Origin of the sequence: Cellulophaga baltica 18 (assembly GCF_000468615.2) — a bacterium.
In the GTDB taxonomy this organism is placed as follows: domain Bacteria; phylum Bacteroidota; class Bacteroidia; order Flavobacteriales; family Flavobacteriaceae; genus Cellulophaga; species Cellulophaga baltica.
The window spans coordinates 3777209-3793879 of sequence record NZ_CP009976.1; the positions used below are offsets into that span (position 1 = coordinate 3777209).

The window sequence follows — 16671 nt, forward strand, 5'->3', positions numbered from 1 at the left end:
TGGGTTACTAAAGTAGGTATTAATAGGGAAAGTAGCGGCAACTTATGCCTTACGGGTGATATAAAGTTTAGATGTTTTGATGGCAACTGTCAATCAGCTTTGAAAGAATTTATTGATCCACACTTCTAATAAACATTCGCTTTAAATTGAATTCTTACTTCCCCATTTACTAATCTATTTTCATTGTCAATACCACTAAATGTTCCATTTTGTATTTCACTATTCGGTTTTAAAAAATAGGTTTTAAAATATATTTGCACTTGATCAAAAGCGATAATCCCTGTAAAATCAAAACTAAAATGCACTACTGAACCTTTATTCAAAAGTTTTAAACTGTCATTTTCAAAATACACATTCTCTGTAAGCGGAATCATCTTATAATTATTAGGCGAGATCTTAAATTTTAACTGCTCTACGCCTACGCCATCTATCATAAAATTAAATTCATACGTACCTGTGAGACTTTCATAGATAGAAGCATAGGGACTATGATTAGAAATTTCTAAAAATTGAGTAGGTACAATACTCTTGTTAACGATGCGCTTATTCCTTACCTCCATGGCAATATAAGGCGGAATCCTGGGGTCTTTTACCCGCTCTTCCATATCCTCCTTGGAAGCACACTTTTCCCAAATTGCCTCGCCGGCAACGGTATTGGTATAATTATCGAAAGTGCAGTAGGTACCAATTAAAAATTTTAAGGAAGCAAGATCATTATGACCTACATAATAAATTTCACTAGCTCCTTCTACCAACTTACCATCTAACAAGGTCTTAGAATTAATATGTAAAGTGTCTTCACGACGAATAATATTGCCAAAATTATAATGAGTTTCAATACTCCCATCTTCCTTAGGATATACATAGGTGTGCTTCACCTTTTTCCAATTATTGGAAATCACCGTCTCCCCTTTTAGAATTAAATTTTCTTCTCCAAAATAGTAATTTACATAGTAGTAGGTTTGGTTCGCAGTAGCATCATACAAGAGATCTAGTTGCTTCTTTTCAGGTACATCGCCTAAAGTATTCTTATTTAAAAATTGATCAATAGATTCATATCCAAGATATAATAAGACAATAGCCTTATAATACCTATTGAGTTTTATGACTGGTTTTCCTTTATGATAATCTCTTACCTTATCATATAAATATTTACCATTAATAAAATCGCTCCCTATTTGCTCCAGATCACTCTTAAGGTTAGGCTTCTCTACATTATAATTCCCGTAACCAAAAAATTGCATGGACTTAGGAAGTTCATTTAGTTTATGATTCTCTTTAAATTTTGCATACAGATCTTCTAATAGTAGTTTAAAGTATGCTGCAGTCAGTGGTAAAGAGTCTACTTCCTGTTTTTTCATAAATTCCGATTTTCATTCTAAAATTATTAAATAATATTTTAATAAGTATAAATAATCATAATTAATAGATGAAGATTAAATTTATAACACATAAAACTAACCAAAGCGAAATTATTTCTAAAAACTGAGGACTATGAGAAATGTACTATTTACACTATTATTACTACCCCTATTAAGTTTGGCACAGCGTACCACGATTAGTGGTGTGGTCACTGATGGCAGGGATGCCTTACCTGGCGTCAATATTATAGAAAAAGGAACCACCAATGGGGTGACTACCGACTTTAATGGAAATTTTCAAATTTCTGTAGCTTCGGGAGCTGTATTAAACTTCTCTTATATCGGTTTTAAAAATCAAGAAGTAAATACTACAGACAAAACGGTTCTTAGTATTGCCATGGAAGAAGATGCTAAGGCTTTAGATGAGGTTGTTGTCCAAGGGTTTACAGGCGTTGTTGGTAGGGCTCGGAAACGTACAGAATCAATACAGTCTATCCCAGAATCTGTAACTGCTCTAAACAGTGAGGGCATTGAGAAAAATGGCATAAATAATGTTACCAATTTCGCAAAATTAGTACCGAACCTAAAATTAAACAGTTCACAAGCTGCAGGGATAAATTTTTTAACCATAAGAGGTATTCCTCAAATACGAAATGCAGATGCGCCTGTGGCTTTTGTTATAGATGGTGTCACCATTCCAGATCCAAGTTTATTAAATCAAGAATTGTTTGATTTGGCTTTGATCGAAGTAGTGAAAGGTCCTCAAGGAGCACTTTATGGTAAGAATGCCATTGGAGGAGCTATTAACATTTACTCTAAAGAACCTGTAAATACGAACAAAAACAATTTAACCTTAGGCTATGGAAATGCCAATGCTTTATTAACCCAATTTGTTTCTTCCGGGGCTATCAAAAAAGATAAAGTATTTTACCGCCTATCTACACAATTTAAAAATTTTGACGGTTTATTAACCAATGAATATAACAATGAAAAAGTAGATTTCTCTAGAGAATTCAATGTTCGTGGTCAGATTATCGCTAGAATTGCAGACAATTTTAAAGCCAGTGCTACACTACAATTTATTGATGTAAGTGGCGGTGCCGCATACTATTCCGTAAATCCTACAGGAAATATCTTTGTAGATGGCGCTCCTGGAGGAGCACTTTCTCCAAACCCAGAAGACGGCAATAATGTTATAAACCATGATGAGCCTGGAAAATCCGACATCAACAATGCTTTTGGAAGTCTTTCTTTAGAATATACTCCTGGCAAAGTTAAAATGCAAAGTATTACTTCCTACAATTATGTTGATCGTTCTTTGAGTGGTGATTTAGACTTTATTCCTTTTGATGATTTCACACAAGGAGAGACCGCTGAAACCAAAACATTTAATCAAGAACTACGCTTTAATAACATCGCTTCTGAAGGAAAAATTAATTGGAGTGCTGGGGGCTTTTATCAAGATATTGAAAAGCCATTTTTTCAAGACGGATTAAATAGAGATTTTGACTTAAATCAGTTATTTTACGGAATAGCCGCAGATGTTATCAACACTACAAAGACCTATGCCCTATTTGGTTTCATAGATTATAAATTAACGGACAAGCTTACGGCTTCGGCAGGCTTCCGATACGATAATGATACTTTCGAACAAGAAGATCATTTATCTGGTGATACTTTTGAGCGTTCTAATAATATCATACAACCTAAAGCTTCTATATCGTACCAAGCTACCGAGAATGTTTTGGTCTATACTAATTACGGAAGAGGATACCGAACAGGTGGATTTAACCCTGCAGTGACCGATCGTTTTAACAGAGATTATGAAGATGAATTGACGGATAATTTTGAACTAGGTTTCAAATCTTCTATGTGGAACAACCGATTTATTTTAAATGGATCTGCTTTTTACACAGATTTCTCTAACCAACAGCAGTATATATTTGATCTGGACACCTTTTATCCTGGAAACTACAATTATGATAAGAGTAGAATTATTGGTTTTGAATTTGATGCAAAACTTAGATTGTCTAAGTTCTTAGATTTATTAGCTAATTATGGTTTTGTAGATTCTGAAATTACAGCAGGTGGTACTACCGGTGGTGTTGATGGTACCGCAACAGATCTTAATGCCTTTAATGGTAAAAAGACTCCTTTTGTTCCTCAAAACAACTTCAATATAGGTTTAGAATCTAGTTTTGCTTTGACCGAAAAAATAAATTTTGACGGTAGTATTAATCTAAATAGCACAGGAAAAACCTATTGGGATGAAAATAACTCAGATGCATTTACAACAAATGCCTACCAATTACTAGATGCACGTGCTTCTATTTCTTTTGACAACCTGAAATTTACCATCTGGGGAAATAACATATTAGATAAACAATACTATACAGAGTATGTTCCAGGATCATTATTTGGTGGTTTTGATGACTTTGGTTGGAGAGGTAGACCAGCAACATACGGTGCTTCAGTTTCAATCAATTTCTAATATTTTTTAACAAAAAGAAGATCCCCTTAAAAATATTACTCCTTACTTTTTTATAACACAAATACTATGAGCACTAATACAAATTTAGACTGCACCTTGGTTGCCAAGGTAATTATACAAGATATGTTTAAGGTAAAAGCAGGTGAATCTGTTGCCATTACGGCCGATTCTGGTTCTGACCCACAACTTATGCAAGCCTTTGCAGACGCTGCTTCTGAAGTTGGCGGATTGCCACTACTAATCTGGACACCAAAAGCAAAAGAAGACGGACAAGCAGGAGTCAAAGATTGGCCAGCAGCTGCATTAACTGCCACTTTGAGTAATGTAGATGTTTGGTTGGAATGTAATTCTACCGTTCTTTTATATTCTGATATTTGGGAAAATGCTTTTAAAAACAATAAAAAATTACGTTATTTAATCATTGCCGATTCTAGCGTACAATCCTTAAAAAGAACTTTTACTGGGTACAGCGTACCTGATTTGGGTAAAATGCTCAACAAGGTAAAAGATATGATTCTTGATTGCAAAACCATACGTATAACTAGTGCCAACGGTACGGATGTTTCGTATGATATTAATCTAGATTATTCCTTTGATATTGATGATGGTGATTTTTCAATGCCTAAATTTGGGACTGCTCCCGGATATGTAAATATCGTACCCAAAATAGGAAGTATGAACGGGACCATTGTTTTTGATTTGTTACAACATACCGATATCTATGGAAATGATAATAGCGTAGCGTTTACCATGAAAGACAGTACTATTGTTGATGTAAAAGGCACAGAAAAAGAAGCGGAAAAATTTAAAAAATATTTAGCTTCTTTTGATGACCCCAACATGTATAAAATATCTCATAATATGTTTGGGATTAATCCTAGTGTACGAAAAATGTGTGGAGAAATTGTTGAAGACGAGCGTGTGTGGGGTGGTGTCGATTTTGGTTTTGGACATACCAGCCCCATGGATATGCCACCACTAGGGCAAGTCGCTAAATCTCATTTCGATGGGATTGTAAATAAAGTAAGTATCTACCTAGATGATATACAAATAGTAGAAGATGGTGTGTACACCCACCCAACTCTGAAGCCCTTGGCTGAAAAACTAATAGGAACGTATTAATGCTAGATAAAGAAGCACCGATTATCGATGATTATTCAAGAACTAAAGTTCCTGAAGACAAAACAGTCAACGGTATTCGTATTGCTTCTATTATCGTAGGTATTGGCGTCACATTACCCGTTTTTTTTGTGGGTTCAGAAGTTACTCAGGCCCTAGGGCTAGAAAAAGCCTTTTGGGTCTTTATGGGCGTTTGCCTCGTACTAAGTATTCTTTGTACGGTGACCGCTATTATTGGGAACAGAACCCGTTTATCTACCTATATGCTCCTTCACTTTTCCTTCGGAAAAAAAGGAGCTTTACTCATCAACTTGCTTGTTGCCATAACGCTCTTAGGTTGGTATGCGGTGACTGTTGAAATATTCGGACAAGCATTAACAGATGCATTTGCGCAACTTTTCAACGTATCGTTTCCTGTATGGATCGGTATCATATTAGGAAGTATTTTAATGACCTTGACCTCCATTTATGGGTTTAGGATTATTGAGCGCTTCTCATCTATTGCAGTACCATTAATGCTTTTGTTTGTAGTTTATGTACTTTATATCACTACTTCCCAGAATAGCATACCTACCCTTTTGCAAATTTCTGGTAATGCATCTATGACAACTACGCAAGCCATTTCAGCAGTAGTGGGCATGGTGATTTTAACGCCCGTATTAATGCCAGATTATTCCCGATTTGCTAAAACAGATAAGGATAGTTTAATTTCAATTCTGGGGCTGACTATCGGTTTCCCTCTAGTACTCTTAGCAGGTGGAATACCAAGCCTTATTACAGGAGAAATAGACATCATGAAAATTATGATAGGCCTCAGCTTGACGATTCCTGCCTTGTGTATCCTTATATTTTCAACTTGGACAACAAATACCGCAAATTTATACTCTACCCAACTTACCTTATCTACGGTATTCACTAAAACAAAAGATGCTAAATTGGGTATCATAGCAAGTGGCATTGGAACCCTATTGGCTCTTTTTGGTGTTGCCACTCATTTTATTGATTTTCTAAATATTTCTAGCATATTCATCCCTCCTGTTTCTGCTATTTTTATTGCCGACTTTTTCTTCGTAAAAAGACAACAGTATGAGTTAGCACGTTTTAACGAATTACCCCAGTTGGATGCTTCTGCATTAGTTAGTTGGATTATTGCTTGTATTGTAGCCTACTTAGGGGCTTTTGATTATATTACCTTAACCTCTATATCATTTTTCGACTCTTTTATTGTCGCCTTTACCTTATATTTAATTTTAAAGAAAATACGTAACTAAATGTCTATTACTAATTTAGAACCTACAGCAATTTGGCAGCATTTTGAAGCCATAAATGCCATACCAAGAGCATCTACTAAGGAAGAGGAAATCACTCAATTTATGATTGCTTTCGGCACCTCTCTAAACCTAGAAACCTCTGTTGATGCTATTGGAAATGTCATCATCCGAAAAGCAGGTACTCCAGGCAAGGAAGATCACAGAACTATCGTACTTCAAGGACATACGGACATGGTGCATCAAAAAGAGCCCAATTCTAACTTTAACTTTGACACGCAAGGAATTAAAATGTTTGTTGATGGAGATTGGGTCAAAGCAAAGGAAACCACATTAGGTGCTGATAACGGTATTGGCGTTGCAGCAATTATGGCAGTATTGTCTTCCAAAGATTTAGAACACCCTCCTATTGAAGCTTTGTTTACAGTAGATGAAGAAATGGGTATGACGGGTGCAATGGCCTTGACTAAAGAGCAACTAAATGGCACCATGCTCTTGAATTTAGATTCAGAAGAAGATGATATTATTACCATTGGCTGTGCTGGTGGTGTTGATGTACTTATAGATGGCACCTACGATTTAGAACTTTTAGATGCCAAGAAATATAGTTTATTTGAAATTAAGCTTAGTGGATTGGCAGGAGGACACTCTGGTGTAGAAATTCACCTAAACCAAGCAAATGCAATTATTGTACTGGCAACGTGTTTAGAACAGTTGGTCTTAAAAACAGGGTGTTATATTCATAGTATTAATGTTGGCACTTTAACCAATGTTATTCCTAGAAACGGGTGGGCCATAGTAGCTATTGAAAAAGGCAAGCAAGAAGTGTTTTCCCAAGCGTTTACAAAAATTTCAACGCAACTTAAAGAGAAATATAGTGCCACAGACCCAAGTATGAAATTGGAGTATGTAAAAACAAAAAATACTACAGGTGTTTTAGACTCTAAAACTCAAAATAAGCTACTAAAGGCTATTTTGACTATCCCGAATGGCGTGTACTCCATGAGTAAAGGAATTGCAGACTTAGTACAAACCTCTAACAATATTGCTATTTTAAATGTTGGGGATAGCAAATTTCATGCAGCCTGTCATACCCGAAGTTCCGTTGATCAAGAGCGCAATGAACTCGCTGGGAAAATAAAAGAGTGCTTTGCTTTTGCCGAAGTCAAGGAAGTTGGTCCGTATCCAGGTTGGGAGCCTAATCCCGAAAGTGAATTGTTACATCTTACCAAAAAATGCTATGCCGAACTTCATGGAGCCTTGCCACTTGTAAAATCTATCCATGCCGGATTAGAGTGTGGTATTTTATCAGGTACTTTCCCTACGATGCAAATGGTTTCATTTGGTCCAAATATCCTTGGGGCTCATTCACCAGAAGAACGTTTACAAATAAGTTCTACTCAGAAATTCTGGAAACTATTGACCACACTACTTAAGCAACTAGAATAACCAATTATGGCCGAAGACAACCAATACGCAAATACAAAAGTACAGCCTAAAGATTTTACTTCTGGCTGGCTTATCGCCATTATAATAGCTGGGACAGGTTTGACTCTTCCTATATTATTTTTGGGTTCTGAAGTGGCTTTGGGTGTCGGTTTCAAAGATGCTTTGTGGGCTTTTGGTATCAGTACTGTTGTTTTAACGTTGATGTGTTTAGCAACCACTAAAATTGGGAATAGATCTAGGCTTTCTACGTATATGATCCTTCATTTTAGTTTTGGTAGACAGGGTGCCAAAATCATGAATTTTATTTTCGGAATTACGCTTTTAGGATGGTTTTCTGTAGCCCTAGAATTACTCTCTGTTGCTGTAGTAGATACGGCGCTTGACACCTTTGCAGTAGCGCTTCCACAATGGCCTATCATCATTATTATGGGAGCCATGATCACCGGTACTACACTCTATGGAATTAAAAGTTTAGAGCGTTTAGCAAATTTTGCGGTCCCCGTGCTTACCCTTTTTTTGTGCTATGTTATTTATGTTTCATTTGACCAAGGGATGTCGCTTACAGCGGTAATAAATTTTGTTCCTGAAAATCCTAAAATGACCTTATTTGAAGCCACTTCTATACTGGTGGGCTCTTCTATTCTTTTTCCTGTGATGATGGCAGACTTCTCACGGTTTATTTACAATGATAAACAAAGTATGATTGCCGTTTTAGGAATCACCATTGGCTTTCCTGTTGCGCTTTTATTTAGTGCTATTCCTTCGATACAAACAGGAGAAGTAGATATTATTAAAGTAATGCAAGAGTTAGGTTTGGTTATTCCAGCCTTCGTTTTATTATTGATATCTACTTGGGTAGGTAATGCGAGTAATTTATATTCCACAGTATTGACATTTTCCACTATAAAAACGGAATGGGCTTTTAAAAAAATAGTACTGATCGTAAGTGTTTTTGGGATTGTATTCGCCTTATTAGGATTCTCCGAATACTTATTTGATTTTCTAAATTTCCTGGGTGTTTTAGCACCATCCATTTCCGCTATTTACATCATTAATTTCTATTGGGTAAAAAAACAACGTTATGAATTGGATGAGATTCCTGAATGGCAACCTAAGGCCTTAATCAGTTGGGTGCTTAGCTCTATCATCACCGTGTTTACCTATTTGGAACTGTTTCAACTAACGCACGCTTATTTTATAGATTCCTTTATACTTGGTGGATTGTTATATGGCCTATTAAACAGGAAAGCGATATTTAACTCTAAGGCAACAGACAAATGACAAGCAATATAGCATTGGCTCACTCATTTATTTACCACTTAAAGCGTTGATTACTTCTTAAAAGACGTACAATATTTCGCTTTTTTAAAACAAAAAGAACGCTCTTTGGTTCCTGCCATTACGTAAGAAATTAATACCTTCGTTTACACCAAAACGCAGACGATCTGGTCTCCATATTACATTATACATCACATTAAACACCCGCTATACATGGTTCATAATTTTGATCACAATAAAATACACGAATTGATTAGCATGAAGGAATGCATTGAGGTCATGAGAGCTCTTTTTAAGATTGCTTCTGATGAAAATATACTGAACCCTCTGCGTTCTAAAATGGAGCTTCCAGAACCATCAAATGGTATCATGGGCTTAATGCCGGCTTACTTTAAACCCTATAACATTATGGGCGTAAAAATATTAAGTATATTTCCTGACAACCATAAAAAAGGGCTAAGTTCTCATCAAGGAATTTTCCATCTTTTTGAAACGGAGACAGGACAGCTTCTCGCTAATTTTGATGCCCACACCATGACAGAAATGAGAACTGCTGCTGTCAGTGCTTTAGTTACAGATTACACCGCCATACCTAATGCCGAAAGCTTAGGAATACTAGGAACCGGAACACAGGCCTATTCTCATTTACAGGCTATTTTGCTAGTTCGCGAAATTAAGACTGTTTTTGTTTACGGAAGAAATAAAAAAAATCTAAATAGTTTTATCGAAAAGGTAACTAACCGCTACCCTAACATTACATTCAAGGAATGTAGTTCAGCACAAGAAGCTGCTAATGCATCTGATATAGTGTGTACCGTTACTGGAGCAAAATCACCCCTTATTTCACAAAAAGGATTACGTAGTCATGTACATATTAATGCCGTTGGCGCTTGGGATCCTAAACATAGAGAACTCGCTTCTGATATTGTTTTAAACTCAGCTATAATTGTAGATAATTATCATGCGGCAGAACAACAAAAAGGAGAGCTTATAATTGCCGCAAATGAAATAGAAACGTCTCCAGAAGATCTTATTGAAAAAAGTATCTATGAGGTGGTTTCACAGGATAACAGTAGTTATCAAAACAAACCAACGGTCTTTGCTTCTTTGGGTCTTGCTATTGAAGATCTAGCCTTCGCCTATGCGGTCTATACCTCGTTTAATAAGAAACAAACAGCTTAAAACTATGCAATAACCATCAGTAAAAAAGGATGTTAAATAGAAATTTCAGCTATTTATCACCCTTTCTGATTCGTTTATTGTGATAGAATGCAAATAGCATTTCCTAAAGCAAGTCGAAAGACATCCGTTATGAGTTATAATAACAACTCATTATCTCCTGGAAGTTCTAACGCTTTAACCGATTGAATAGCGTTCCCCGCAATTCCTTTTATAGACGCATGCATGTCTATCGTGTTATTCGTTACTTTATCTATTTGCTTTTCCCGTTCTTTCCAGATACGCTGCATAGCTCTTTTCTCACTATCTAAAGCAGTTTTCATTGCCGTAAAACCTTCCACAATAGCTTCTATTTGCATTCTAAATTGATTGCTTGTCAGGTAATCATAAAGCATATCCATTTTATCCCCTTTATTCTCTTGCGTACTAAGGGCTAAATTTACTTTTACAATAGATTCGCGTAACACTTTACAAAGACCTTTAAATTCTTCATAATTACAAATCCAAATACCTTCTTTAAGTCCCATTCGATCCATATCAGAAGGCATCACTTCTGTCACTAAAACCCCAATATTAGCGCCTTTCTCTCGGATATCATTCTTAAATTTTTCAATCCAAATAGGTTGAAAATCCTTGGTACGCTTACTCTCATAATATATTTTACCGCAGTTCTGTTCTGTACGGGTATTTACGATTTGAATACAATCGCCACCTCTAGCACCTTTTTTAATTTCCTCTATCGTATCTAATGGAAATTGGGCTGCCAACCATTCTTCGATAGCCAATTCTTGAACCTCTCCTTGTAATTGCATGGAACCCTGCTCCTGCTTCCGCTTCATTTCTTCGGTCAGCTTTTTCTGGTCTTCTAATTGCTTTTGCATTTCTTTAAAACGCAATTCATTTTTATCCTCTTCAGATTTCTTAATCTTTTCTTTTTCTGCAATAAGTATTTCGTTGAGTTTTTTTTGAGCTTCAGCTTCAGCAGCCTCTTTTAATTCTCCTTTTTCTCGTTTGAGTTTTTCTATTTCGGCTTTAGAGCGATTTAGTTCTTTTACTTGTTCCGACTTTTCATTCAACTCTTTTTGTAAAGCCTCAAATTGTTCGGACTGTTCGTCTGATATTTTCTTTTTAAGCTTGGCTTCAATCTCTTTTTTACCTGCTTTTAGTTGATTCTCTAAGCGCTCTTGAAACAATTCATTTTCTTGTTTCTTCTTTTGTTCAAATATAATTTTTTCTTGTTTCAGTTTCTCCTGTTCCTGCTGATACTTTCTCTTTTCTTCAGCAATTTGAGACTGATATTTCTGCTTTATTTCTTCCTCAAGTTGATGGGATAAAATATCCTGCACGTCTATGGATGTTCCACAATTAGGACATTTTATTTGAGTTTCGTTATTCATACTACTTCCGTTTTTATCTTTTGCGCCGTAATTCCTCTCCTTGTAAAAACATATCAGCAAATACTACAAAATCTTAGTATCAGGATTTGAAGTGTAATAGGTTTAGGTAGCTACGCAACTAAAGATCTAAAAATTATTTGTTCTTCTCTACAAATTTACTCAATGTATCTTCAAAATCTAAACCAGCAAGCACCTTGTTTTAGAAATTAATGTGCACACTTGGTTTCTAAGTCCTTTAAAAGTTTCTTTTTTAGAGTCTGGATTACTTTAAAAAACAAAACACCCAACATTAGTATCGCAATACATTTTAGTAAATGTTTAGGCTAATTTTATAAATTATATATCTTCGCGCGCATTATGTGGATGTATCTTGGTCTTTTAGCAGCTTTATTTCTTGGTTTACACAACTTATGTAAAAAACATGCCGTACAAGGCAATGAAGTTTTTCCTGTGCTACTAGGTACTATTTCTTCTGGATTTTTACTATTGGTTCCTTTTTATATTGCCTCCCATTTTTTTAAAGAAGAGATGGTAAACATAGACTTCTATATTACAGACATCCCTTGGAAAACACATGGTTTTATCCTCATAAAATCCGCTATCATGGCGGCATCCTGGGTTTTAGCCTATCAGGCCCTAAAGCATTTACCGATAACGATAGTCACTCCCATACGTTCTGCTGGCCCTTTTTTTACATTTATTGGCGCCATAACCATTTACCAAGAAAAACCGAACCTTTATCAATGGATTGGTTTTTTTCTAATCATCTTATCTGTAATGCTGTATTCTAAAATAGGAAAAAAAGAGGGTATTAATTTTAAACGCAACAAATGGATTTTCGCCATTATCGGCGCTACTTTCTTAGGTGCCTCTAGTGGTCTGTATGATAAATTTTTAATTCAAACCGTACATTTAAATCCACAAACACTACAATTCTGGTTTTGTTGGTATACTGTTCTTATCCTATTGGTTATTTTAAGTATTACTTGGTTTCCGTATGCAGAAAAAAGAAAAGCGTTTAAATGGCGTTGGTCTATTCCGCTTGTTGGAATTCTGTTACAAATAGCCGATTACTTCTATTTTAAAGCATTACAAGATCCTGATGCTTTAATTATGTTACTTTCAGCCATAAAAAGAAGTCAGATTATTATTGCTGTAGTACTTGGTGGTATTATTTTTAAAGAACAAAACAAACGAAAAAAGCTGGTCCCATTGGCAGGTATCATGGCAGGTGTATTTCTAATTTTATATTCTTAACAGTGCTCTGAAGCGAAGAACCCACACTTAGGTATTTAGTAATTTTCTTTGAAATTGATCATCATAACGCCGCTTAAAGGGCATAAAATATTGTTTAGCTCTATACTGTTCTGTAGCATAAAACAAATTGAAGCCACAGGCCGTAAATAGTTTATCTGCTTCCTCTAATAAGCTTAAAAGTGGCGGTGTATTCTGTAGTACGGTAACTCCCTCCTCATTAGTTAAATCATCTAGGGCACAAAACGTTTGGATGTAAATGTGCTCTCCATTCTTTTGATGCATCTTAGCCATTTTATATAACTGATGCACTTCTTCCGCTGGTTCTGAATGTATAATATAAAAGAAGGGTGCTTTAATTTGTATTTCTTTTTTGGAATGACGTAAATCTGTTTGCACCTGAGCATAAGTAGCTTTCTTATAATTATAGTGCTTTAAATCGATGCCTTTTTCTAGCACCAAAAGTTCATCATAACGCGGGGTGCCTTGTTTTTTAAAATAAGCGGCTTTCAGAATTCGTGCTAACAAGGTTTTTTTTAGGGGTACGTCATCAAAATATTGAAGCTCCCCATAAAATCCGCTTGGAAAAACATCTACCACCAGCTCTTTAATCAGATAGGTTTCTATAAGTTGATGCAAAGTGTCACGGAATAACAAGCTATCCTTGAAGAAAGAATCCTGCTGGTAAATGGTTTTTATCGCTGGAGAAATAAAATTTTTATGCTTGGTATTGGTAAGAATAATACAGGATGAAAATGGAATATTTTTATCCTGTATATAACTTTGTATGCGGTTAATATGGCCTAACCCTGATCCATAAGCATAAAATAAGATCATTATAGCTGCGCTAAGACTTCGGCTAAAATAAAAATTCTTTGCTGTTCCGGAATTTCTTTTAAGGCCATTATAGCATACGCATAACTCTCTTGATTTGCGGATAGTTTGTACAATACCGTATCATTTGCAGAGATGGTAGCATCCTCAAGGGCTACAGTATATAACTCGTCATCGTTTTGTTTAATTTTAATTTTCTCTTCATAACGCTTTATTTCAATAGCATTGGTATTCTCTTCATTATCTGATATTTTAATTTTATCAGGGTACATTTTAATCTTCCATAATAGCGCTGAATTTTTATCTCTCAATTTAAAACCATCACTCTTAAATTTTACCTCAAATGCTAAATCTCCGTGCGTATAGTACTTGTGTTTTTCTGATTTATTTTTACTAGTATACTTTGTATTCCCGGCATAAATAGTCATCGGACTCAAAGAAAAACCTCCTATTTCTTCTCCCGCAGGATTAGAAAGAACCACTTGTGCATCACTATAAGAAACTTCCTCTGTTGTAGTGTTCTCTGTAGGGCTATTAGTGGTACTTTTATCTGCAGTTTCTTTGCAGCTACCAAAAACTAGTATTAGGCTAAATAGGCTTAAAATGTAAAACTTTTTCATAATTCTAAATTCTTTAAATAATTACGTATTTCCTTTTCTTCTGTATATTCTTTTTCAATTTTTTCAAATAACGCATTAGCAATACCTTCTTTTTTTTCCGCTGTTGCCCTATGCACATGTGTTAGCGCCTCTAATAGGCTTGCTGGTTTTAAGGGGTTGAATAAAAAACCATCTTTTTGATGTTCGATAACATCTTGTATTCCTCCTATTTTTGAAGCTATAATGACATTTTTTGAGGCTCCTGCTTCTAATAAAACATTAGGCATACCGTCATAAAAAGAGGGTATTAACACAATATCTGCAGCGTGATAATACGCAATTAATTCATTTTTATTTACAAAAGAGAAAAACTGCACTTGAATTGGGAGCGTTTCAATATGATTCTTAACGCTATCTTCTACATCTCCAATCAACCAAATTTCATATGCGTCTTTATAACTGAAATTAGCAAAGGTTTTAGAAAATTCAAGAATTCCTTTCTTTGCTTTTAACTGGCCTACAATAACAATTCTCTTTTTACCCGCACTACTTTCTTTTAAAGCTTCAACTTGTGGAAGCTGACTTATTGCTGGTTTCCAAAGCTTGGTATCAATACCATTAGGGGTGAAATACACCTTAGAATGAGCTGTCAACTTTTTTATCTTATCGCGCTTTTCTTTAGTTACCGTAAAAATAAACTCAGAATTTTTTAACGCATACAATAACATTTCTCTACGCTTAGAAAAAATTGCTTCATCAAAATCATTTCCTCTGATAAAGGTAATTAAAGGTTTCGCTATATATTTTGACAAAATAGGCCCTAAACTAAGCGGCAAATATCCTCCAAAAGCAACCACATACTTTACATCCTTTAGAATAGGCAAACCTTCAATAAATTGCGATGCGAGGTTTAATGTAAATTCTTCTGAATTATTTACGGGCACTGCAGAATAACTGCCATATACCGCAGCTTCTGTATGAAACTTTTTTCGTCTATTGGTAAAATGAATAATATGAACGGCAACACCAGATTTCCTAAAATTTCGAATTAATCGATCGCAAGATTCTGCCATACCTCCTTTACTGGGGTAGTAATGTTGAGTAATGAATAACAGACTCATTTAACTATCAAAAAATGAACTATTATCATCGGTATCATCATAGCCATAGAAGGTATCGTGAACCATGAATAAAGAACCATGATCTTCTGCAATAAAACGCATGTACTCGTATTCTTTATGAAAACGATCAATCATTTTACGACGCCATACATATCTATCTTTGGAAAATAACTCTATATCATTGGTTAGTCTCGTATCTAATTCTGTAAAACAAGTCAAGCATAATTTAGACGCGGTAGCATCTGGCTTATTTGCTTTTAAAGGCTTAAACGAATGTTCATTACAAACTGGTTTTTGGCACTTTTTACAGGTAAGAACCATGCTCGTTTCGCAAGGTCTTAATACAAACAATCCTATTGTTTCTTCGCAATTTTTTCTTTGTTCCATAAACGTTTATGCTCTTGGAGTTACACAACCGTAACTAACATTAATTAAATTGATTAATTCTAAGGCAAAATAATCAGAAGAAAACATCGAAATAGAACTTGATCTGTACGGTTCATATTTTTCAGGATGTTCATTTTTGATATCAAATTTCCGAGTCGTTTTAATAATATAGAATTCGGCATCTTCCGCTAATTCCAAGGTGCTCTTATCAATAGCTGTATTGAGTACATATTTATCCTTGGGTATTTTCATTTTTAAAATAAAAGGATAAATAGACTTATATTTTTGTTTTGTTTTTCGTTTTCCACTAGCACTTCTTTTTTTGACAATTCTGCTTCGCAAACGTTCTGAAAAACTAAAGTTTAAGGTACAACCATCACTTAAAAAACAAGAACCTTTACTAATAATTTTTTCATAGTAAAAATCTTTACCAGATAAAAAACCTCTGTTCTCTGAGGTATACTCTTCTTCCTTTTGTAGGTTGCTTTTTTCTATGGTATCTTTTACATTAGCCTCTAATGTAATTCTTGATTGCGGTTGTAAGTCTTCTTCTATTAAGGTAAAAAAAGCAGAGAAGTAATCGGAGAAAAAATCAAAACCTTCTGTATAGTTCTTTTTGAATTTTTTTTTGATCCTTACATTAAGTATGATAGCCGTAATTATAGCGGCAATAAAAAATAGCGTTGTAGGAAAGTAGGCGACATAGTCAATCAAATGCGATAGGATAATTGCCCCTACGGTGATCAACCAGACCTTCTTTATTTCTTTCTTTTTATTAGTATTCGCACTTTCCCGTTGCAAAACACAAGCTCTAAAAAAGCGAATCCATTTTAAAGGTGTTTTTTTTGATGAAAATCCCCTGTGCAAATGTGCTCTTTCTATTGGGGCACCTTGAAACTGTTCCTGAGTTAAGACAGATCCTTGTTGACTCATA

Annotated in this window: 14 protein-coding genes; 7 read left to right on the forward strand and 7 right to left on the reverse strand. The window is 35.1% G+C overall.

Going from position 1 to position 16671, the window contains the following annotated elements; genetic code table 11:
* Window positions 1–125 precede the first annotated feature (125 nt).
* Window positions 126–1361: a hypothetical protein gene (locus M666_RS16190; RefSeq protein ID WP_029446698.1), complete on the reverse strand. Its 1236-nt coding sequence runs from the start codon at window positions 1359–1361 to the stop codon at window positions 126–128.
* A gap of 133 nt (window positions 1362–1494) precedes the next feature.
* Between M666_RS16190 and M666_RS16195 the strand changes: the two genes are divergently transcribed.
* From M666_RS16195 to M666_RS16220, 6 genes are all read left to right on the forward strand, one after another.
* Window positions 1495–3852 (forward strand): TonB-dependent receptor, encoded by a 2358-nt coding sequence (locus tag M666_RS16195; protein ID WP_082007923.1) that lies wholly within the window; start codon window positions 1495–1497, stop codon window positions 3850–3852.
* Window positions 3853–3918: 66 nt separating this feature from the next.
* Window positions 3919–4974 (forward strand): 2,5-dihydroxypyridine 5,6-dioxygenase NicX family protein, encoded by a 1056-nt coding sequence (locus tag M666_RS16200; protein ID WP_029446700.1) that lies wholly within the window; start codon window positions 3919–3921, stop codon window positions 4972–4974.
* Window positions 4974–6242 carry a purine-cytosine permease family protein gene (locus tag M666_RS16205; protein ID WP_029446701.1) on the forward strand — a complete coding sequence of 423 codons (1269 nt, stop codon included), beginning with the start codon at window positions 4974–4976 and terminating at the stop codon, window positions 6240–6242. Before M666_RS16200 ends, M666_RS16205 begins: the two co-directional genes overlap by 1 nt.
* Window positions 6243–7688, forward strand: a complete 1446-nt coding sequence (locus M666_RS16210) for an aminoacyl-histidine dipeptidase (protein WP_029446702.1) — start codon at window positions 6243–6245, stop codon at window positions 7686–7688.
* 6 nt (window positions 7689–7694) lie between these two features.
* Window positions 7695–8969, forward strand: a complete 1275-nt coding sequence (locus M666_RS16215; RefSeq protein ID WP_029446703.1) for a purine-cytosine permease family protein — start codon at window positions 7695–7697, stop codon at window positions 8967–8969.
* A gap of 210 nt (window positions 8970–9179) precedes the next feature.
* Complete coding sequence (locus M666_RS16220; protein WP_082007924.1) at window positions 9180–10148, forward strand: ornithine cyclodeaminase family protein; 969 nt, start codon at window positions 9180–9182, stop codon at window positions 10146–10148.
* 134 nt (window positions 10149–10282) lie between these two features.
* Here the strand turns inward: M666_RS16220 and M666_RS16225 are convergent, their stop codons facing one another.
* Window positions 10283–11542 carry a DUF2130 domain-containing protein gene (locus M666_RS16225; protein ID WP_025615373.1) on the reverse strand — a complete coding sequence of 420 codons (1260 nt, stop codon included), beginning with the start codon at window positions 11540–11542 and terminating at the stop codon, window positions 10283–10285.
* A 357-nt stretch (window positions 11543–11899) separates the two neighbouring features.
* Between M666_RS16225 and M666_RS16230 the strand changes: the two genes are divergently transcribed.
* The gene (locus tag M666_RS16230) at window positions 11900–12799 is read left to right on the forward strand and encodes a DMT family transporter (RefSeq protein WP_029446705.1); all 900 of its coding nucleotides are present in this window, start codon (window positions 11900–11902) and stop codon (window positions 12797–12799) included.
* A gap of 27 nt (window positions 12800–12826) precedes the next feature.
* On the opposite strand, the gene M666_RS16235 is transcribed toward M666_RS16230, so the two are convergent.
* The 5 genes from M666_RS16235 to M666_RS16255 are packed head-to-tail and all read right to left on the reverse strand — an operon-like array spanning window position 12827 to window position 16670.
* Window positions 12827–13633: a hypothetical protein gene (locus M666_RS16235; protein WP_029446706.1), complete on the reverse strand. Its 807-nt coding sequence runs from the start codon at window positions 13631–13633 to the stop codon at window positions 12827–12829.
* The gene (locus M666_RS16240; protein WP_029446707.1) at window positions 13633–14250 is read right to left on the reverse strand and encodes a hypothetical protein; all 618 of its coding nucleotides are present in this window, start codon (window positions 14248–14250) and stop codon (window positions 13633–13635) included. Before M666_RS16240 ends, M666_RS16235 begins: the two co-directional genes overlap by 1 nt.
* Complete coding sequence (locus tag M666_RS16245) at window positions 14247–15350, reverse strand: glycosyltransferase family 4 protein (RefSeq protein WP_029446708.1); 1104 nt, start codon at window positions 15348–15350, stop codon at window positions 14247–14249. Before M666_RS16245 ends, M666_RS16240 begins: the two co-directional genes overlap by 4 nt.
* Window positions 15351–15737, reverse strand: a complete 387-nt coding sequence (locus tag M666_RS16250) for a hypothetical protein (protein ID WP_024481062.1) — start codon at window positions 15735–15737, stop codon at window positions 15351–15353.
* Between the two features lie 6 nt (window positions 15738–15743).
* Window positions 15744–16670 (reverse strand): hypothetical protein, encoded by a 927-nt coding sequence (locus tag M666_RS16255; protein ID WP_029446709.1) that lies wholly within the window; start codon window positions 16668–16670, stop codon window positions 15744–15746.
* Between the last annotated feature and the right edge of the window lies 1 nt (window position 16671).